Raw genomic sequence first — 18,242 nt, forward strand, 5'->3', positions numbered from 1 at the left:
AAATATCCAACCATCCTCATAATAGGTATTAAGAGTATTTAATTAAATTAAGTATTCTTCGTTATCTATTATTTTATAGATAGCCTTGTTTTATTCTCTATGATCATCTGAACTCCAGACAGATGATCATTTGATCGCAGTCCAACACCGTTTTTTGGACTGCGTTTTTTATGCCTATTTTACTACCACGAACTTATCTCTTCCTCAGGTATAATACGCCAGCTGTTTTAAATGAATAGATAATATGAAAATTCGTATTCTGACCATTGGTCAAAAAATGCCTGCTTGGGTTCTCACTGGTTTTGAAGATTACTTCAAACGTATTCAACCTTTTGTGCAAACTCAAGTCATTGAACTTCCTATGGCCAAACGTGGTAAGAATGATTCAGAAGCGGATATTTTAAAATATTGTCAAATTGAAGGTGAAAGTATTTTAAATGCTTTAAAACCGAATGAAACTTTAATTGCTCTAGAGGTTGGTGGCCGAGAACTCAGCACAGAGAAACTGGCTGACACCATGAAACAGTGGATGCTTGAAGGCAATGATGTAGTACTTGCTATTGGTGGGCCAGATGGTTTATCAGATCAAGTACGTAAAGCCGCCGCATGGCATTGGTCACTTTCAAAACTCACAATGCCCCATCCTTTAGTACGTGTTTTATTAATTGAGCAACTATATCGGGCAATGACTATTAATCATAATCATCCCTATCACCGTGCATAAAAACAACAACCGTTTCATTTTAGGAACAATCCGTTGAAATCAGGATACTTTTAACATGTCCTGATTTTGGCATAATAACTATTATTCTGCTTTTAACTCAGGTGTAATGCAATGGAACTACAAACCCTTCCCGGACTGTTTATTTCACATGGTTCACCCATGCTTGCACTTGATCCAGAACAAGTAGGCCCTGCTCTACACCGCTTAGGTGCTAATCTTCCAGCACCTAAGGCAATCATTGTGATGTCTGCGCATTGGGAAAGTAAAGCACTTGAAGTGAGTATTTCGACTCGCCCTGAAACATGGCATGACTTCCGCGGCTTTCCTAAAGAGTTATATGAAATTCGCTACAGCGCGCCTGGGCAACCAGAACTTGCTGAAGAAATCTTAAAATTACTGGCAGATGCTCATTTAGTTGCACATGCGAATAGTACGCGCCCTCGTGACCATGGTGTATGGATGCCTCTATTGCATATGTATCCTGATGCTGACATTCCTGTCGTCGAGATTTCTTTGCCAACTAATTTAAGCGCACAAGAAATTTATCGTATAGGACAAACGCTCGCGCCTTTACGTGATAAGCAGATTTTACTCATTGGTTCAGGCAGTATTACTCATAATCTTGCAGAGCTATCTTGGCAAGGAGACAACTCTAAAGTTCCAGAATGGGCCTCAACTTTTAGAAATGCTGTTGTGAATAAACTTACCCACCAAGATTATGATGGCGTACTGGACTGGCAATCGTTGCCGTATGTAAAACGCAATCATCCTACCCTAGAACATTTTGCCCCGTTGTTTTTTGCTATGGGCACAGGTAATCGTTTTACGATTGTTCACAGCAGCTTCACAATGGGCTCACTAGGCATGGACATCTATCGTTTTGATTAATTATTAGCAAATACCCCGTTTCGCGGGGTATACCATTATTTTTGTTGAAAATTAGAATAACTTACAAACTTATACATTTTAAAAACCGAAACAATCAAATGTTTACATTTTCTTTTTTTAAGAATGTTTTAAGCTTATTGCTGTTGTTTTTTTACTTGAAGTTTTTAAATGAAAATTAAATATTTAATTCTTGCGTTATTACCTTTTTCTTTGATGGCGTGTCAAACAGTTACTAATACTCCTGCTCCAATTGTATCTGAGCAACAACAAAACCTTGCAGCCACTTTAGGTGAATATGCTTGGACTTATCAAAATGTAAAAGCTTCTAAACCACTTATCCTTAACTTTAATGCAGATGGCAAATTAGCAATCAATACAGGTTGTAATGGCCAAGGCGGTACTTGGAAAGTTGAAGGTAACCAACTTGTTACATCTAACCTTGTTTCAACAATGATGGCTTGCCAAGATGATTTAATGAAACAAGAACAATTGTCGAATAGCATCTTTAGTGACGCAATATTACCAATCGAAATTAGTAACAATAATGGTCAGGTGATTTTAAGCGTGACAGACAAAACTGGTCAAAAGCATATTTTCCAAGGTCAAAAAGCAGTGAATACTCAAGCTTTAACAGACTACTCTTGGTCTTATCAGCCTGAAAATACAAAAAAACCTATCGTTCTTAACTTCACCAACGACCGTTTATCAATCGCAACAGGCTGTAACCGCCAAGGAACAACTTGGAAAGTTGAAAACAACACCATCGTAACTGCTGATGTAATGTCAACAATGATGGCGTGTGAACCTGCTTTAATGAAACAGGAACAATTTTCTAGCAGTCTTTTCCAAAAACGTGCGATTCCATTTGAACTCAATACCACAAACGTTGATCAACCAACACTAACGGTATCTGATGCTCAAGGTCAAAAATATACCTTTACTGGTAAAATGACACCTGAAGCAAAATATCAATCTGAAGGAAAAACTGTTTTCCTAGAAGTTGCTCCACAAACTAAATCATGTACTGGTGTCGCACCACAAACTTGTATGCAAGTTCGTGAAATTAAATATGATGACAAAGGCGTTAAAACTTACGCTGACAAAAACTGGTCATTATATTATGGCCAAATTGAAGGTTTTGAACACAATCCAGACCAACGCGTAATTTTACGTGTGAAACGTTTTGAAGTGAAAAATCCAGCAGCAGACCAATCTAGTCAAGCTGATGTATTAGATATGGTTGTTGAACAAGAATTAGTTAAAAAACCTAAAAAATAAGTTTTTAAACTAAAAAAATCCGATGCTTTTGCATCGGATTTTTTATTTCTATTTTTAGAAAATACCTTGAGCAAGCATTGCATCAGCCACTTTTACAAAACCTGCAATATTGGCACCATCAACATAGTTCACAGTACCATCTTCTTTAGTACCGTATCTTACACAATTGGCATGAATGTCTTTCATAATTGCATGTAGACGCTCATCGACTTCAGCATGTGTCCAGCTTAAACGAATTGCATTTTGAGACATTTCTAAACCAGATGTTGCTACCCCACCCGCATTAGATGCTTTTCCTGGCGCATACAAAATTTTAGCTTCGATGAAGTGTTCAACTGCTTCAAGTGTAGATGGCATATTAGCGCCTTCAGCCACACAAATTACACCATTTGCAATAAGCGTTTTAGCATCTTCACCTGTTAATTCATTTTGCGTAGCACATGGTAAAGCAATATCGACAGGAATATGCCACGGCGTTTTTCCTTCAAAATATTCAAAACCATGTTTAGAAGCAAACTCGGAAATACGACCACGCTTAACGTTTTTCAGCTCCATGACTTCAACAAGCAACTCATCTGTAAAACCTTTTTTTACATAAACCGTGCCGTTAGAGTCAGACAAAGTAACAACTTTTGCCCCTAAGAACATGGCCTTCTCTGCCGCATATTGTGCAACGTTACCAGAGCCAGATACTGAAACAGTTTTACCAGCAAAAGATTGTCCACGTGCTTTGAGCATTTCCTCTGCAAAATAAACCGTACCATAGCCAGTTGCTTCAGGGCGCATTAAGCTACCACCAAATGAAATTCCCTTACCAGTAAAGACACAAGCGGTGTCATTACTCAGCTTTTTCATCATGCCTGCCATATAACCGACTTCACGCGCACCCACACCAATATCTCCCGCAGGAATATCAGTATTTGGTCCTAAATGGCGATAAAGCTCAATGATTAATGCCTGACAGAATCGCATAATTTCAGCATCAGATTTACCTTTAGGATCGAAATCTGAACCACCTTTTCCCCCACCCATTGGTAAAGTAGTAAGTGAGTTTTTAAAAGTCTGCTCAAAACCTAAAAATTTTAAAATTGATAGATTGACCGATGGATGGAAACGCATTCCACCCTTGAATGGCCCAATTGCTGAATTGTATTGAACACGGAAAGCTCGGTTAACTTGAGTCTGACCTTGATCATCCATCCATGAAACACGAAATTGAATCACACGCTCAGGTTCAACTAAGCGTTCTAACAAACCCTGCTCTGCATATTCCGGATTTTTTTCAATAAATGGCCACAAACTCGTCATGACTTCTTCGACAGCTTGTAAGAACTCAGGTTGATGCGGATCACGCGCTTGCACGTAATTCAGGAATTCATTCAGGTTGTTATATTTCAATGCACGGTCCTCAGCATAGTAATGAATTAAATTGGTGCAATACATTATTAAATGCATCATTTAGCAGCAAAATATTAAATCCCTTTCCATCAATTTTAACAATAGTTATTTTAAATTATTTTATTAACCTTAATTATCAAAAACTTATTTTTAGAAAAACTACTCAAAGATAAGAAATAGTCATTTAACTTTTCACTTTTATTGATCTATTATTGTGCAGAATTAGCGACATTTTAGGTCAATTAAAAACCCGATAAATTCGTTAAAATCCATTGACCTTACTTAGCTTTTTCTTCATTATCGCATCGTTTTAACCAAGCTATTTGCCCACTATGAATTCATCTATTTCTCTCATACGCGAGATTGATGCGTTATTACCACAGACACAATGTGGTCTATGTGGACATCGTGATGGATGTCTACCCTACGCAAAGTCGATTGCTGAAGGTGAAGAAGCAAATAAATGTGTTCCAGGTGGACAACCTGTTGCTGATGCACTCGCAAACCTATTAAATCGCTCTCCATTAACTGCTGAAAGAAGCGTATGGCCTGTACAAACAGATGGCCGCCCACAGCGAATGAAGGCAATTATTCGTGAAGATGAATGCATTGGCTGCACCAAATGTATTAGTGCTTGTCCTGTAGATGCTATTATTGGCAGTGGTAAGCTCATGCACACCATTTTGACTGACTTATGCACAGGTTGTGAGTTATGTATTCCACCATGTCCCGTAGATTGCATTGATTTGGTTGAAGACACGCAAGCTTTACCAAATGAACAACAACGTACCGCAGAGCAAAATGATTTAAGACAACGTTATTACGCTCATATTCAGCGTGAAGAAAAGCGTCGCAGTCACCGTAAAGGTCCAGTGGTACGTGCTGAAATTGATACTCAACTGTTTGCGCAGTTCTCTCAGGCACTTGATGAATTACCTTCAATTGAACTCATTGAGAAATCTAAAGAGACTGTGCCAACTGATGCTAAAACTACAATTGAGTTAGCTAAAATTCGTACACAAATTAAGAAACTGGAAAAACAGCTAGGTGTACGTGAAGATGCTAAAAAACGTCTTCAACTCGAAGAATTACAACAGCAACTCATGCAACTACAGGAGGTCTGAATGGCTGTCAAAAACATGACGAAAAAGCAGATTCAAATTTTCTTTGAACGCCTTCGCGAACAACGGCCCTCTCCTCAAACCGAGTTAAAATATTCATCTTCTTTTGAGTTACTCATTGCAGTTATGTTGTCAGCTCAAGCGACCGACGTAAGTGTGAATAAGGCAACTGATAAACTTTACCCTGTGGCTAATACAGCCGAGAAAATCTATAACTTGGGCGTAGATGGGTTAAAGGAATATATTAAAACAATTGGCCTTTACAACGCTAAAGCCGAAAATGTCATTAAGACCTGTAAGATTTTAATGGAGCAATTTAACGGCGAAGTTCCAAGCAACAGAAAAGATTTGGAAGCTTTACCCGGCGTCGGACGTAAAACCGCTAATGTTGTTTTAAATACAGCTTTTGGACAACCGACTATGGCTGTCGATACCCATATTTTCCGAGTGGGAAATCGAACTGGTTTAGCCGTAGGTAAAAATGTACTTGAAGTTGAGCATCGCTTAATTAAGGTCATTCCTAAAGAATTTATTTTAGATTCCCATCACTGGCTTATATTGCACGGTCGTTATTGTTGTATTGCCCGTAAACCTAAATGCGCTGAATGTGTAGTTGCAGATGTTTGCAACTGGCCTGATCGCTTTGAATTTGGTGCACAAAAGCAAATTGCTATTAAAAATATTAAAGCCTAAAAATATGTTTGGGTATAGGGATCATACCCAATCAAACTTACTTTAGACGTTTTTTCTCATTACGCTCTTCTTTTGCTTGTTTTTGTACCTGCCTAAGCATTTTATAGCTCTGATAACTTAAAAATATGACGAGTGCCAGACTTAGCAATACCACCAAAATCAATATGATTTTCATATTGTTCTCCTGCACTGAATGAAAGAAAAGAGCCCTCACAAAGAGGGCTCTTTATCACAAATAATATTAAATTATTTGTCTAAGATGTTGAACAAATCTTTTTGTACATCTTCAATTGTACGCAAGCCATCAAGCTTGTCATAAGTCGGTGCATTCTCACCAGATGCAGCACGGCTTTGATAGAATCCAACCAATTGCTCAGTTTCTGTATGATAAGACGCTAAACGTTTGCGGATTGTTTCTTCTTGGTCATCTGGACGTTGAACAAGATCTTCACCAGTTTCATCATCTTTACCTTCCACTTTAGGTGGATTGTAAACTGTATGATAAACACGGCCAGAAGCTGGATGCTGACGACGACCAGAAAGACGTTGTACGATTTCTTCGTCAGGAACATCAATTTCAATCACGTGATCAATGCTAATCCCTTCTTTTTCCAAAGCTTCAGCTTGTGGAATAGTACGTGGGAAACCATCGAAAATGCAGCCATTTACACAGTCAGGCTGAGCAATACGTTCTTTTACTAAACCGATAATAAGTTCATCTGAAACCAAACCACCAGATTCCATTACACTTTTAGCTTTGAGACCTAATTCAGTACCTTCACGAATTGCAGCACGGAGCATATCACCGGTTGAAATTTGTGGGACATTGTAGCGCTTACAGATCAACTGAGCCTGAGTCCCTTTACCTGCCCCAGGTGGTCCGAGTAAAATAATGCGCATAAAAAACATCCTCATTTAAAACAATGAATATGAAGTCCGGCAGAAAAAGTCTCGTTAATCTTCAATAGATCCTGCCCGACGTCGAATTATAAGAAAGCCACAAACAAATGTATTGTACCAGCAATAAATCCGGTTACCCCACCTAGTACAATAAGAATCCACTCATCCTCCTGAAATGCAGGACGCAATAAATTCTGAAACTCTTTTGGTGTCAGTTCGCGAATACGCTCTTTAAACATTTGAAAAATCTTCTGTGCCCGGCTTGCGTTCAGCGCTGGGTCACATACGGGTCCCATCGTAATTTCAATTGAACGATCAATCAAGTCCGTCTTTAATCTTGCGTACTCTCTTGGCCCTAAAGAAAGCTGTAAAGATGTACGAACTAACGGTGTTTCCATAATTTCGTTAATATGACGCTTCACAATACGGCGAGTTTTATCTTTACGCGGCCCATACATCATTTCGGTCATAATCGATTTTAACGTAATTAAATCTTCTGTTACTACGCTTGAAAACACGTCAGAGACTTCCTCTTGACGCTTCATGAAAGCACCTTGGAAATTATAAGTCCCAATTCGAAGAACGGGTACAATCCAAGGGAACTTACGATCTTTTGTTAATCTAAAAATCTGTGGGTAACGAATATAATGTGGCTCAATCGGATTAAATACCATCCAGATCGCAATCCAGTTCGTTAAAAAGCCCCAAATTGAAGCCCAAAACGGTACAGTCCAGTGCCAAGGTACGACAAACCAAACAATCATTTGGAAAATACCAAAGAACATTCCAATTAAAGCACTAATATGCCAAATAAAGTTGATTTCTTTTTGCCCAACTTTTAAGAACATGCGTACCATTAAACGGCGGTCACCTTCCATCTGGCTCACTACCATTTCACGCATATTAACCAGTGACTCAACGTTCATGGTCAGCTCAGTCACTAATTCTCTTAATACACCTGGTAATTGTTTATGCGCCTGAGCATAAATACGGCGTTTAATTGAATAAGGTAAATTTTCCCAAAGTACGGCATTACGATCGATCATGACTTCATCAATCAGATGTTCAAGTTCAAATCCAACCTGCTCACCAATAATGCGTGCCATATCTTCAGGGTCCATTGCTTCTAAAAATTCACGCAATGAACCTAACTTAGATAATGTATTGTCGGTAATAATACCCGAGATACGTCCAGCTTTACGTGGCACAATACCTTGCCAACCTACTGGTAATGGACCTAAATGGAATCCCCAAAATTTAATTGGGTAAAACACCATTTTTAAAGCCATCCAAACGTGTGCCCATGTAACAAAGGCAGTGACTGGAATGATACTTAAAACGGCCCAAAAATCAGGTCTGTGTAAAAAGGTCTGCCACAATCCGCTGACGTACTCTAACATGTAAGACTCTCGTATTTATTTGTGCTCTGCTTATAGCGAGTTAACGATAAACTGCTTTGTTTTATAAACCAAAACTTAGAGAATAAGAAAATTGAATCTGTGGTTTAGTATCCGCAGCAACTGCCCCATTCTGGTCAGTTAGTTTTTCCGCCGCGCCAATACCTACACTAAAAGTACTAATTCTTTCTGAATTCAACAATACATAGGCCAAATCGACGCCAGCGCCTAAACGGGATTTATAATCACCATCGACCTCTTTACTATCGAGATGCCCAGCATAAAAACCAATATAGTAACCATTTTTATCTGTGCCGGTAAGATAGTAAGGATATCGAAACCCGACTTGGCCACCAGCAGTTTTGTCACCATTCAAAAATGCGCCAACTTTGGCATAGGCGATACCATAAGGGTTTACCCATTCGCCGTTTAAATGTAATAGTTTTTGTGTAAAACCAGCACCCACATTCAACGTAGATGCAGTATGTCCTGCTAATTTTGCTTCTGGAAGGAACGAATAATCTTGAGCATGAGCCCAACTACTTACCATCAGAACTGCAAGTAAGGGATAAATTTTTCTCATTATTTTCTCCATTTTCCCTAATCGTATGGTGAGAACAACCCTATTCTATTGAATGAGAGACTTTAACAGAATTATTTTGCTTCTTATATACAAGTATCTACAATTTTGTTGTCTGCAAAGTCAAAACGTATCTTATCGAAATGCACGGAAACTTTGAAAATTATGCAATATTTTAAGCGCTCTTGCGTTAGAATAAGCAGCTATTTTTCTACCCTATGTCACTAAGTCGATCCTTATGAAGCAGCACTTTCCTTTAAAAGATATCCAGCAAGAAAAGCGCATTTATCGAGGACGAATCTTTTTTGCCGTAGGTCTTGTTATCGTTTGCTTATTAGTGCTGATTAGCCGATACGCTTATCTGCAAATTTTTCACTATGACGAATTTTCTACAGCATCTGATAAAAACCGAATTCGCTTGCAACCACTTCCACCTGCTCGTGGTTATATCTATGATCGAAATGGCGTATTACTGGCAGATAATTATCCTGTTTTTACAGCAACTTTAAGTAAAACAGATGTAGAAGATGTGGATGGTGTTGTTGAGCAGCTACAACCTATTTTAGATCTAACACAAGAAGATATTGACCGTTTCAAAAGTCGTATAAAAACTGCTCGAAAAACTGAACGTGTCGCAATCAAACTTAATCTAACTGAAGCCAATATTGCCAAGTTCAGTGAAGCTAAATATAAATTTCCCGGCGTAAGAATCGAAACACAAATGACTCGTTACTATCCACACGGTGAGTTATTTGCTCATGTGATTGGTTATGTAGGGCGTATTAACGATAAAGAATTAAAAAGTATTGATAAAGATTTATATGCTGGAACCAATTTAATTGGAAAGATTGGCGTTGAGAAAAGCTATGAAGATTTGCTGCACGGAACACCAGGTTATGAATCTGTTGAAGCAGATGCTCACAGTAACATATTGCGCCATTTAGGTCGTAAAGATCCTACTCGTGGCAATGACCTCTATTTATCTTTAGATTATGGTTTACAGGTTGTTGCATCTCAACAGCTCGCAGGCCGTCGTGGTGCCATTGTTGCTATCGACCCTCGTACGGGTGAAATTCTGGCTTTAGTATCTAGTCCAAGCTTCAACCCTAATTTATTTGTGACTGGTATTAACCATAAAGATTATAGTTCTTTACGTGATAATTTAGATCAACCGCTTTATAACCGTGCGGTACAAGGTGCATACCCTCCAGGTTCTACCATTAAACCAATGGAAGCGATGGGCGGCTTACACTACGGTATTGTAAACTGGTCAACAGCCATTTCTGACCCAGGCTATTTCCACTTACCTGGCGATTCGCATAAGTTCCGCGACTGGAAAAAAACCGGTCATGGTATCGTAAACATGCATAAAGCCATCATTATGTCATGTGACACCTATTTTTATATTCTTGCCCATCAAATGGGGATTGATCAAATGAACCAATGGATGCGTCAATTTGGGTTCGGTCAGAAAACAGGTGTCGATCTACCAAGTGAAAGCGAAGGACTTTACCCAAATCCTGAATGGAAAATGCGTACTCGCAAAGCCAAGTGGATGAAAGGTGAAACGATTTCTGTGAGTATTGGTCAAGGTGCATTTACAGCTACACCTTTACAACTTGCTATGGCGACTGCAATTACAGCCAATCATGGTTCTCATGTCACCCCTCATGTTTTACGTGCAACGCATGGTGCAAAACCATTTACTGTACGTAATGCACCTGATGGCAAAATCAACTTCAACGGAACAGATGAAGACTGGATTCAAATGCGCGACGCTATGATTGATGTAATTCAATCAGGTACTGGTCGAGGCATTCGTACACCTCTCTATCAAATTGCAGGAAAGACAGGAACTGCGCAGGTTAAAAGTATTGCACAGGGTAAACGCTACAATGAAGCAGCCCTGAGCGAACGCCAACTTGACCATGGTTTATTCGTTGGATTCGCACCTGCTGATAAGCCAGAAATTGCAATTGCCGTAATTTGGGAAAATGGTCGTCATGGTGGTTCTGCTGCTCAACTTGCAAGACCTATTTTTGATTACTGGTTATTAACTCGTAAGAAAAACCCAGTCCGACCAGCAAACCACCAAGTCAATGGTGGACTAATGACCGCTGGAATTAAGCCAGGTGAGCTATCAAGCGGCGGCGAAGTTGCGAGCTCTACTCCAGCAGCATCAGCTACTTCAACTGCACCCGCAGCCTCAACACCACAGGCTACACCAGCTCGCCCTGCAACCAATGAGGTCGATGAATAATGAAGAATCAATTACGCATTATTGGTGGCGAATGGAAAAGACGAGTACTTCCCTTCGCTAGCATTGAGGGCTTACGCCCAACGCCAGACAGAGTGCGTGAAACTCTATTTAACTGGCTCATGTGGGATATTCAAAATGCGCATGTCCTCGATGTTTGCACAGGCTCTGGCGCATTAGGTTTTGAAGCGTTGTCACGTGGTGCTGCGTCAGTTTATATGATTGAACCAGACAAAACTCAGGCACGTTTCTTAAAAGATAATGTTGAGCTATTAAAAGCCAAAAACTGTCATTTAATCAATGCGACTGCTCAGCAAGCTTTACCCCGTTTAAAAGAACAGTTTGATGTTGTGTTTTTAGATCCACCTTATAGTCTAGACTTATGGCAAGAACTTTCGAACTTGGCAGAACCCCATATTAAAAAGAATGGGTATATTTATGTTGAAGCTGATCGAGATTTATCTCAACTTCTCCTCCCTTCAACATGGCAACAAGTTAAAACAACGAAAGCTGGAACTGTTCACGCAGGGCTTTATCAGAAGATATAATCATGTAGTTTTTTATCAAAAATTAATTTACCTGATCTATTTATTTGAATTAGATTATTTTAATTTTGTATTTTCAGAATAAATAGATCGTAAAAAATCGTATGAGTTGACCTCGATCATAAGGAAAACTCGAAATATATTCATAACCAATTTTCAGTCTTGGATTAACACTATAATTAAATCCATACCCAACTGAAATGGATAAATCTTGAATATTAATATGATTCGTTAAGCCATTAATGTTTTTATTCTGAAGTTGCCCTGTATCATAGGCTGTATAATTATAAATCACCCAACGTTGATTGGAATAAAACTCATTTTTGAGCACATTATAGTTATTAACTTCATCATCATGCTCAATGGCTAACCGCCTTTGTTCCAAGTTTAAATCTGATTGATCCAACAACTGGTCTGTATTTAGTAAAGTAGAATCACTTTCTGATTGAAAAAAATCATAGGCCTGAACATATCCACTATAAAAGATAATCAGAGCTGTAAAAATAGTATAAATATTCTTATGCACACACATTTTATTTTGCAAATCCAAAAAGGTAGCCTAAAGCTACCTTTTTTTGCAAGGTTTTAATTAACTTAAACCAATTACTGCAACAACAGCTGCACAGGCGCCAACAATTTTTTTGCCATATGGCACATATCGTGTAAGCGCAGCACCCAATGCTAATCCACCACAATAAATTAAAGCCATAGCTGAAACCATACCCATTACTAATGCAACAACATGACCTGAGTGTGCTAATTCAACACCATGCGCTATGCCATGAAAGCTTGCAAGTAATGCTGCAGCGATAGGTAAAATCCGATTTGATTTTGTCCACAAGGCAATTGCTGTAACGACTAAAGAAACAACAATTCCATATTCAGCAACATTTACAGGCACTAAGCCTTGAGCACCGATTAAAAAGCCAATAATAAGGGTAACACTCAAAGTCATGACACCTGCAATTTTCCATTGCTTAGCTGCCGACCAGAGTAGAACACCAAAAGCCAAAGCCATGACTAAATGATCTAAACCAGTAAATGGATGAATAAAGCCTGCCATGAATCCTGAATGTTCATGGTTATGTCCTGGGTGTGCCATTGTAAGTGCTGGCAATAATGCAAGGAGCCCTATGCCCCATTTTTTAATGAAGTCCATAATCTCTCCTTAGGCTTTAAATAGCCCTTGTTTCTCAATAAATTGAATGATTTCTTCAAGACCATCTTGCGTTTTCATATTTGAAAATAAGAATGGCTTTTCTCCGCGCATGCGTTTCGCATCTTGGTCCATAACATCAAGATTTGCACCAACCATTGGTGCAAGGTCAGTTTTATTAATAATGAGTAAATCTGACTTGGTAATGCCAGGCCCGCCTTTACGAGGAATTTTTTCTCCACCTGCCACGTCAATCACATATAGAGTTAAATCAGAAAGCTCTGGACTAAATGTTGCAGCTAAATTATCGCCACCGCTTTCAATGATAATAAGCTCCAAGCCTTCAAACTTTTCACACAAATCATCAATTGCTGCCAAGTTAATTGAAGCATCTTCACGAATTGCTGTATGAGGGCAACCACCTGTTTCTACACCCACAATACGATCTGGCGACATCGCTTCGTTACGGGTTAAAAAGTTTGAATCTTCTTTGGTGTAAATATCATTTGTCACCACAGCCATGTTGTATTTATTACGCAAAGCTAAACATAAATTAAGTGTAAGCGCAGTTTTACCCGAACCTACTGGTCCGCCAATTCCAACTCGTAATGGACTACGTTCTGTCATGATTTTTATCCTTCTTTCCTAAACTTAAGATCTGAATAACCGTGAATATTGTGTTTCATGTTTCATACTCAGCATTGCATAACGGGGTAAAGCACTACTCAATTGCTCATCACCAAGTTGCAAGGCTTTTTCCACAGCTTGGGGCACTAAACCATGTAAGTGCCATAAAATTCTTTGTCCAGCCATTTGCCCTAAAGGTACAGTTTTTACCGCAGCCAAAACCTGATTTTCTAAAACGGTAAAAGTATAAGCTGTGAGCACATCAACATCGTTAAGCCCAAGTCGACCACAGAGCTGTGCATAGACAGGCACAAAACCAAACTGCTTTTTAACCTCAACTGTTTTCTTTAAAACATCTTTAATCCATGCATTTAAAGAAAATGCCAATTGCTGAGATTCAGCGAGCAGTTCTTTACTTTCTCGACTGGCCTTATACAAATTTGCCCAAACCAAGAACTCTTCTGAGTTATCCTGATGCTGCATGAGACGCTTTAATACTGGCAACTCAAATCGCACTAACAGCATCTCAAGTACTTCTTCAAAGTAAGCAATCGCCGAAGTTTCATCATGTATTAAGCCAATATCAATGGCTGTTTCTACACCTTGTGAATAGCAATATGCTCCAACTGGCAATGCCGTAGAAGACAGTGTCAGTAATTGAAGTAATTGCGCGGCACTATGAATGGACATGATGCAAAGCTTTGATTGGGCTTAAACGGTGGTCATGACTATGCTGTGCATAGGCACCACTTTCAGGTTCAAACGGATGATCAGTTTCTGAGACTGCAAGCCCCAACCCTTCTACCATTTCTGCAAGCACATGATCAGGTTCAAAATATAAAGCTGTAGGCGTCAACATTAATGGCACATGTCGGTTACCAAGGTGATAAGCTGCTTTAAGCAAATCAAAGTCGGCTTGAGCAATGACTTGCATTAATCGCTCAGGCTTAGCATCGACACGTAGTACATCGCCCTGTTGCGTTGCAATGTATGAACCACTACGCAAAATTCCGGTACGCGGCAAATCAGCACCAATATCTATACCGCTAGATAAAGTTGCCCGAAATCGTGATTTCTGGCGGGTATCAAAAGTCAGCTCAACCGTTTCAAATGTCTGATCAGGAGAAATATCTTCAAGACGTTGTGTATAGATTTTCATTTAGCTTCTCTCTCCTTATTTATTTCATATCTACAAATACAGCAATGAGGCAAATCATCTCTATAAAATCATCAAAACAAAAAATAACGCTGTGCCATTGGCAATACTTCAGCAGGTTCACAGGTTAATAACTCACCATCTGCCCTCACCTCATAAGTCTCAGGATGAACCTGCATGACAGGACAATATGTATTGTGTTTCATATCAGCTTTGCTAATGGCGCGGGTGTTTTTACATGGACTAATTAACTTTTTAAGGTTTAGTTTTTCAGCAACATTTGCATCAATCGCTGCTTGAGATAAAAAGGTAATGCATGTGTTGTGTACACCACGTGGATAAGCACCAAACATTGGACGGTAATGCACTGGTTGAGGTGTCGGAATTGAGGCATTAATGTCGCCCATCGGTGCTGCTGCAATCATGCCGCCTTTAATAATCATGGATGGTTTCACACCAAAAAAGGCGGGCTTCCATAACACTAAGTCAGCAAGCTTCCCTACTTCAATTGAACCAATTTCATGACTTAAACCGTGTGTAATTGCTGGGTTAATTGTATATTTGGCAATGTAGCGTTTAACGCGATTATTATCATGGAACTCGTTGTCACCCTCTAAAGGACCACGTTGAATTTTCATTTTATGGGCAGTTTGCCAAGTACGTAAAATCACTTCACCTACACGCCCCATCGCCTGAGAGTCCGAAGACATCATGGCAATCGCGCCTAAATCTTGCAGGATATCTTCAGCGGCAATAGTTTCACGGCGAATACGACTTTCTGCAAAAGCAATATCTTCAGCAATTGCCGGGTCTAAATGGTGGCAAACCATGAGCATATCTAAATGCTCATCGATGGTATTAATCGTATAGGGCCGCGTTGGATTGGTCGAAGACGGTAATACATTACTTTGCCCGATTGCCTTTAAAATATCGGGTGCATGCCCACCACCCGCACCTTCGGTATGGTATGTATGAATCGTACGATTTTTAAATGCAGCTAGAGTTTCTTCTAAAAAACCGCTTTCATTTAAAGTATCTGTATGAATCGCTACCTGCACATCAAACTCGTCCGCAACACTCAAGCAGTTATCAATAGCGGCTGGGGTTGAACCCCAATCCTCATGCAGCTTCAAGCCAATTACTCCAGCTTTAATTTGCTCACGAATTGGGTCAGGTAAACTCAAATTCCCTTTGCCTAATAGACCAATATTCATAGGCAAATCATCAATCGCCTGCAACATGGTAGCAATATGCCAAGGACCTGGAGTCACTGTCGTTGCCGAAGTTCCTGCTGCTGGTCCTGTACCGCCGCCCACCATTGTTGTTGTACCCGACATTAGTGCCGTTTCAACTTGCTGCGGGCAAATCCAGTGAATATGAGTATCAATACCACCCGCCGTTAAAATTTGCCCTTCACCTGCAATCACTTCTGTTGCTGCGCCTAAAGGAATGGTAATATCTGGTTGAATATCTGGATTTCCAGCTTTTCCTATTTTCCAAATTCGGCCATTTTTTAAGCCCACGTCAGCTTTAACAATTCCCCACCAATCCACAATCAAGGCATTGGTGATGACCGTGTCAGCAACTTCATCAGCTAAAAGCTGTGATTGCCCCATCCCGTCACGAATAACTTTTCCACCACCAAATTTAACTTCTTCACCATAAGTCGTTAAGTCTTGCTCAACTTCAATAAAGAGCTCTGTATCCGCTAAACGAATACGATCACCAACCGTTGGACCAAACATCTCAGCATATGCACGACGTGACATTTTCATAACTTATTACTCATCTCTTTCATTATCGTTGTTATGTTTAATCCAACTTGCCCATGACTCGGCCTGCGAAACCATAAACCTCTCGTTTACCGACCAAAGCAACAAGCTCCACTTCTCGAGTTTGCCCTGGTTCAAAACGAATTGCTGTACCAGCTGCAATATTCAGTCGAAAACCCTTCGCCATTTCGCGATCAAACTGTAATGCATCATTTGCTTCATAAAAATGAAAATGAGAACCCACCTGAATAGGTCGATCACCAATGTTGGCAACTACAACTTTTAAAGTTTGTCGCCCAACATTCAGTTCAATATCAGCATCTGGAGTAATGATTTCACCGGGGATCATAAGCGTTCCTTTTATACGATTGGCTGATGGACTGTGACTAATTTCGAGCCATCTGGAAAAGTTGCCTCGACCTGAACCTCAGCAATCATTTCTGGCACACCATCCATCACATCTTCGCGCTTTAATAAAGTTGTTCCGTAATGCATTAAGTCGCTCACCGTCATGCCATCTCGCGCGCCTTCCAACAAAGCAGCAGAAATAAAAGCTATCGCTTCCGGATAATTCAGTTTCAAGCCACGAGCTTTACGACGCTCAGCAACTAAACCAGCGGTAAAAATAAGTAATTTATCTTTTTCTGTTGGATTGAGTTCCATATCTCTTTCCTAAATTGCATTTATATTGTTTAAGCAAAATGCATGCTCAAAAGCAGCATACGTGTTTTAACTGTTTTTAAAATACGCAATTTAACGTAACTTAGGTTTTCCAAATTCTTGGAAATTCTTCATCTAAATCAAACCAATAAAGTCTTAATCTCGCTCTTATAGCTGCAAAAGCATCATGACAATGTCGAACATCATTTCCCAAGAAACGCGCACAAACTACATCTTCTAATAATGTTAAAGTTACAGGCGCTTGCATACGCATCATTAATTCACGAATGAGCTCTAGCTGTTGTTCTAAATAAAATGAAGACCGATATTTCTCTGGTGGCACAGCCCAAAAGCTTCCCATCACGGCTTGATTATTCATACCTAAACATGAACGAAGCCAGCGATCTTCGCCTTCAAAAAACAGTGTGTCTGCGACCAATAATTTTTGCTCTCGCCACAACTTAAATTGGTTGTGGTAGCTTCCCTGCACAAAACGCTCAGCACGTGCCTGCCGCCCCAGTACCAACATATCCCATCCAATAAAACTCGCAGCATTATCAAGATGAATATGAGTTTCTGAATGTGCTAAAGCTCCATTAAACAGCATCGTTTCTTGTGGAACCCACTCTAAAATGGACTGATCTTTCACGTGCAAATGAATATGTTGAAAAGCTTGCTTACCATTGGTTTTGTACCATTTCCCTGCGCCCGGAGTAGTTACTACCGCATGAGCTTGATCTTTGGTTTCAATTTCAAAAGTAAGATGATCTCCCCCTGCAATTCCTGCTGGAGGATGAACAATAATGGCATGACATACACCCGTTCTTTCAGGCCAGAGCATTTTTTGCACCCTAACAGGGCCATGATGCTTTCTATGACTCATTATGGTGCGTGAATTTTCAAAACAAAATCCGAGCTCTAATCGTGCATACCAAAATGGTGCTAAAGAGTTTTTTGAAAACGTTTGTACCTGATTCATTCTGGTTCATATGTTCAAAATAAGTGCTTAAAGTTATAAGCAAAATACGCACCAAATATGAAAATAAGCCAACCGATAAAATTAGATACAATTTTTCGATTTTAATGAGTT

At 39.6% G+C, this 18,242-nt stretch carries 21 protein-coding genes; 7 read left to right on the forward strand and 14 right to left on the reverse strand.

The window, feature by feature from the left end; translation table 11 throughout:
* The first annotated feature begins 244 nt into the window (after window positions 1-244).
* The 3 genes from rlmH (at window position 245) to ACS604_RS14165 (ending at window position 2,890) form a co-directional block, all read left to right on the forward strand.
* On the forward strand, window positions 245-724 hold the full coding sequence (gene rlmH, locus ACS604_RS14155; protein WP_003652981.1) for a 23S rRNA (pseudouridine(1915)-N(3))-methyltransferase RlmH: 480 nt from the start codon (window positions 245-247) through the stop codon (window positions 722-724).
* 111 nt (window positions 725-835) lie between these two features.
* On the forward strand, window positions 836-1,612 hold the full coding sequence (locus tag ACS604_RS14160; protein WP_151963430.1) for a DODA-type extradiol aromatic ring-opening family dioxygenase: 777 nt from the start codon (window positions 836-838) through the stop codon (window positions 1,610-1,612).
* 168 nt (window positions 1,613-1,780) lie between these two features.
* Entirely contained in the window at window positions 1,781-2,890 is a 1,110-nt protein-coding gene (locus tag ACS604_RS14165; protein WP_474772026.1) for an META domain-containing protein, read from the forward strand.
* A 54-nt stretch (window positions 2,891-2,944) separates the two neighbouring features.
* On the opposite strand, the gene gdhA is transcribed toward ACS604_RS14165, so the two are convergent.
* Entirely contained in the window at window positions 2,945-4,348 is a 1,404-nt protein-coding gene (gene gdhA, locus ACS604_RS14170) for an NADP-specific glutamate dehydrogenase (protein ID WP_474772027.1), read from the reverse strand.
* Window positions 4,349-4,620: 272 nt separating this feature from the next.
* Here gdhA and ACS604_RS14175 point away from each other — a divergent pair, with 272 nt between their 5' ends.
* Window positions 4,621-5,412, forward strand: coding sequence for an RnfABCDGE type electron transport complex subunit B (locus ACS604_RS14175; protein WP_474772028.1), 792 nt, complete (start codon window positions 4,621-4,623; stop codon window positions 5,410-5,412).
* Window positions 5,413-6,102: an endonuclease III gene (gene nth, locus ACS604_RS14180; RefSeq protein WP_474772029.1), complete on the forward strand. Its 690-nt coding sequence runs from the start codon at window positions 5,413-5,415 to the stop codon at window positions 6,100-6,102.
* A gap of 37 nt (window positions 6,103-6,139) precedes the next feature.
* On the opposite strand, the gene ACS604_RS14185 is transcribed toward nth, so the two are convergent.
* The 4 genes from ACS604_RS14185 to ACS604_RS14200 all read right to left on the reverse strand — a co-directional run bounded on the left by ACS604_RS14185 (window position 6,140) and on the right by ACS604_RS14200 (window position 8,982).
* A complete protein-coding gene (locus ACS604_RS14185; RefSeq protein WP_004793939.1) occupies window positions 6,140-6,277 on the reverse strand; it encodes a hypothetical protein in 138 nt (45 codons plus the stop codon).
* Window positions 6,278-6,348: 71 nt separating this feature from the next.
* The gene (gene adk / locus ACS604_RS14190) at window positions 6,349-7,002 is read right to left on the reverse strand and encodes an adenylate kinase (RefSeq protein ID WP_004793940.1); all 654 of its coding nucleotides are present in this window, start codon (window positions 7,000-7,002) and stop codon (window positions 6,349-6,351) included.
* Window positions 7,003-7,088: 86 nt separating this feature from the next.
* Window positions 7,089-8,402 carry a DUF445 domain-containing protein gene (locus ACS604_RS14195; protein ID WP_004793941.1) on the reverse strand — a complete coding sequence of 438 codons (1,314 nt, stop codon included), beginning with the start codon at window positions 8,400-8,402 and terminating at the stop codon, window positions 7,089-7,091.
* A 61-nt stretch (window positions 8,403-8,463) separates the two neighbouring features.
* Window positions 8,464-8,982 carry a hypothetical protein gene (locus ACS604_RS14200; RefSeq protein ID WP_474772031.1) on the reverse strand — a complete coding sequence of 173 codons (519 nt, stop codon included), beginning with the start codon at window positions 8,980-8,982 and terminating at the stop codon, window positions 8,464-8,466.
* A gap of 235 nt (window positions 8,983-9,217) precedes the next feature.
* Here ACS604_RS14200 and mrdA point away from each other — a divergent pair, with 235 nt between their 5' ends.
* Together mrdA and rsmD are read left to right on the forward strand one after the other, a co-directional pair.
* Window positions 9,218-11,239 carry a penicillin-binding protein 2 gene (gene mrdA, locus ACS604_RS14205; RefSeq protein ID WP_107881131.1) on the forward strand — a complete coding sequence of 674 codons (2,022 nt, stop codon included), beginning with the start codon at window positions 9,218-9,220 and terminating at the stop codon, window positions 11,237-11,239.
* Window positions 11,239-11,784 (forward strand): 16S rRNA (guanine(966)-N(2))-methyltransferase RsmD, encoded by a 546-nt coding sequence (rsmD, locus tag ACS604_RS14210; RefSeq protein ID WP_151963426.1) that lies wholly within the window; start codon window positions 11,239-11,241, stop codon window positions 11,782-11,784. Before mrdA ends, rsmD begins: the two co-directional genes overlap by 1 nt.
* A 73-nt stretch (window positions 11,785-11,857) precedes the next feature.
* Here rsmD and ACS604_RS14215 read toward each other — a convergent pair whose 3' ends face one another.
* The 9 genes from ACS604_RS14215 to ACS604_RS14255 form a co-directional block, all read right to left on the reverse strand.
* Window positions 11,858-12,313 carry a hypothetical protein gene (locus ACS604_RS14215; protein ID WP_238612018.1) on the reverse strand — a complete coding sequence of 152 codons (456 nt, stop codon included), beginning with the start codon at window positions 12,311-12,313 and terminating at the stop codon, window positions 11,858-11,860.
* 57 nt (window positions 12,314-12,370) lie between these two features.
* Complete coding sequence (locus ACS604_RS14220; RefSeq protein WP_151963425.1) at window positions 12,371-12,940, reverse strand: HupE/UreJ family protein; 570 nt, start codon at window positions 12,938-12,940, stop codon at window positions 12,371-12,373.
* A gap of 9 nt (window positions 12,941-12,949) precedes the next feature.
* Window positions 12,950-13,564: an urease accessory protein UreG gene (gene ureG / locus ACS604_RS14225; RefSeq protein WP_002117800.1), complete on the reverse strand. Its 615-nt coding sequence runs from the start codon at window positions 13,562-13,564 to the stop codon at window positions 12,950-12,952.
* A gap of 24 nt (window positions 13,565-13,588) precedes the next feature.
* Window positions 13,589-14,254 carry an urease accessory protein UreF gene (locus tag ACS604_RS14230; protein ID WP_174759046.1) on the reverse strand — a complete coding sequence of 222 codons (666 nt, stop codon included), beginning with the start codon at window positions 14,252-14,254 and terminating at the stop codon, window positions 13,589-13,591.
* Window positions 14,241-14,723 carry an urease accessory protein UreE gene (gene ureE / locus ACS604_RS14235; RefSeq protein WP_474772032.1) on the reverse strand — a complete coding sequence of 161 codons (483 nt, stop codon included), beginning with the start codon at window positions 14,721-14,723 and terminating at the stop codon, window positions 14,241-14,243. The genes ACS604_RS14230 and ureE overlap by 14 nt, the downstream gene beginning before the upstream one ends.
* A gap of 71 nt (window positions 14,724-14,794) precedes the next feature.
* Window positions 14,795-16,495 carry an urease subunit alpha gene (gene ureC / locus ACS604_RS14240; RefSeq protein WP_004793950.1) on the reverse strand — a complete coding sequence of 567 codons (1,701 nt, stop codon included), beginning with the start codon at window positions 16,493-16,495 and terminating at the stop codon, window positions 14,795-14,797.
* Between the two features lie 37 nt (window positions 16,496-16,532).
* A complete protein-coding gene (locus tag ACS604_RS14245; RefSeq protein WP_013198608.1) occupies window positions 16,533-16,841 on the reverse strand; it encodes an urease subunit beta in 309 nt (102 codons plus the stop codon).
* A gap of 11 nt (window positions 16,842-16,852) precedes the next feature.
* Complete coding sequence (gene ureA, locus ACS604_RS14250; RefSeq protein WP_002117495.1) at window positions 16,853-17,155, reverse strand: urease subunit gamma; 303 nt, start codon at window positions 17,153-17,155, stop codon at window positions 16,853-16,855.
* A 100-nt stretch (window positions 17,156-17,255) separates the two neighbouring features.
* Entirely contained in the window at window positions 17,256-18,131 is an 876-nt protein-coding gene (locus ACS604_RS14255) for an urease accessory protein UreD (RefSeq protein ID WP_217484081.1), read from the reverse strand.
* Between the last annotated feature and the right edge of the window lie 111 nt (window positions 18,132-18,242).

The organism is Acinetobacter sp. Li1LvA2, from assembly GCF_056156705.1.

Coding starts and splice junctions, on each gene's coding strand:
- ACS604_RS14185 (WP_004793939.1), bottom strand. CDS start 6,277: ATGAAAATCATATTGATTTTGGTGGTATTGCTAAGTCTGGCACTCGTC.
- ACS604_RS14230 (WP_174759046.1), bottom strand. CDS start 14,254: ATGTCCATTCATAGTGCCGCGCAATTACTTCAATTACTGACACTGTCT.
- nth (WP_474772029.1), top strand. CDS start 5,413: ATGGCTGTCAAAAACATGACGAAAAAGCAGATTCAAATTTTCTTTGAA.
- ACS604_RS14215 (WP_238612018.1), bottom strand. CDS start 12,313: ATGTGTGTGCATAAGAATATTTATACTATTTTTACAGCTCTGATTATC.
- ACS604_RS14165 (WP_474772026.1), top strand. CDS start 1,781: ATGAAAATTAAATATTTAATTCTTGCGTTATTACCTTTTTCTTTGATG.
- ureG (WP_002117800.1), bottom strand. CDS start 13,564: ATGACAGAACGTAGTCCATTACGAGTTGGAATTGGCGGACCAGTAGGT.
- ACS604_RS14200 (WP_474772031.1), bottom strand. CDS start 8,982: ATGAGAAAAATTTATCCCTTACTTGCAGTTCTGATGGTAAGTAGTTGG.
- ACS604_RS14160 (WP_151963430.1), top strand. CDS start 836: ATGGAACTACAAACCCTTCCCGGACTGTTTATTTCACATGGTTCACCC.
- ACS604_RS14220 (WP_151963425.1), bottom strand. CDS start 12,940: ATGGACTTCATTAAAAAATGGGGCATAGGGCTCCTTGCATTATTGCCA.
- ACS604_RS14245 (WP_013198608.1), bottom strand. CDS start 16,841: ATGATCCCCGGTGAAATCATTACTCCAGATGCTGATATTGAACTGAAT.
- adk (WP_004793940.1), bottom strand. CDS start 7,002: ATGCGCATTATTTTACTCGGACCACCTGGGGCAGGTAAAGGGACTCAG.
- mrdA (WP_107881131.1), top strand. CDS start 9,218: ATGAAGCAGCACTTTCCTTTAAAAGATATCCAGCAAGAAAAGCGCATT.
- gdhA (WP_474772027.1), bottom strand. CDS start 4,348: ATGATGCATTTAATAATGTATTGCACCAATTTAATTCATTACTATGCT.
- ureC (WP_004793950.1), bottom strand. CDS start 16,495: ATGAAAATGTCACGTCGTGCATATGCTGAGATGTTTGGTCCAACGGTT.
- ureA (WP_002117495.1), bottom strand. CDS start 17,155: ATGGAACTCAATCCAACAGAAAAAGATAAATTACTTATTTTTACCGCT.
- rsmD (WP_151963426.1), top strand. CDS start 11,239: ATGAAGAATCAATTACGCATTATTGGTGGCGAATGGAAAAGACGAGTA.
- rlmH (WP_003652981.1), top strand. CDS start 245: ATGAAAATTCGTATTCTGACCATTGGTCAAAAAATGCCTGCTTGGGTT.
- ACS604_RS14175 (WP_474772028.1), top strand. CDS start 4,621: ATGAATTCATCTATTTCTCTCATACGCGAGATTGATGCGTTATTACCA.
- ACS604_RS14255 (WP_217484081.1), bottom strand. CDS start 18,131: ATGAATCAGGTACAAACGTTTTCAAAAAACTCTTTAGCACCATTTTGG.
- ureE (WP_474772032.1), bottom strand. CDS start 14,723: ATGAAAATCTATACACAACGTCTTGAAGATATTTCTCCTGATCAGACA.
- ACS604_RS14195 (WP_004793941.1), bottom strand. CDS start 8,402: ATGTTAGAGTACGTCAGCGGATTGTGGCAGACCTTTTTACACAGACCT.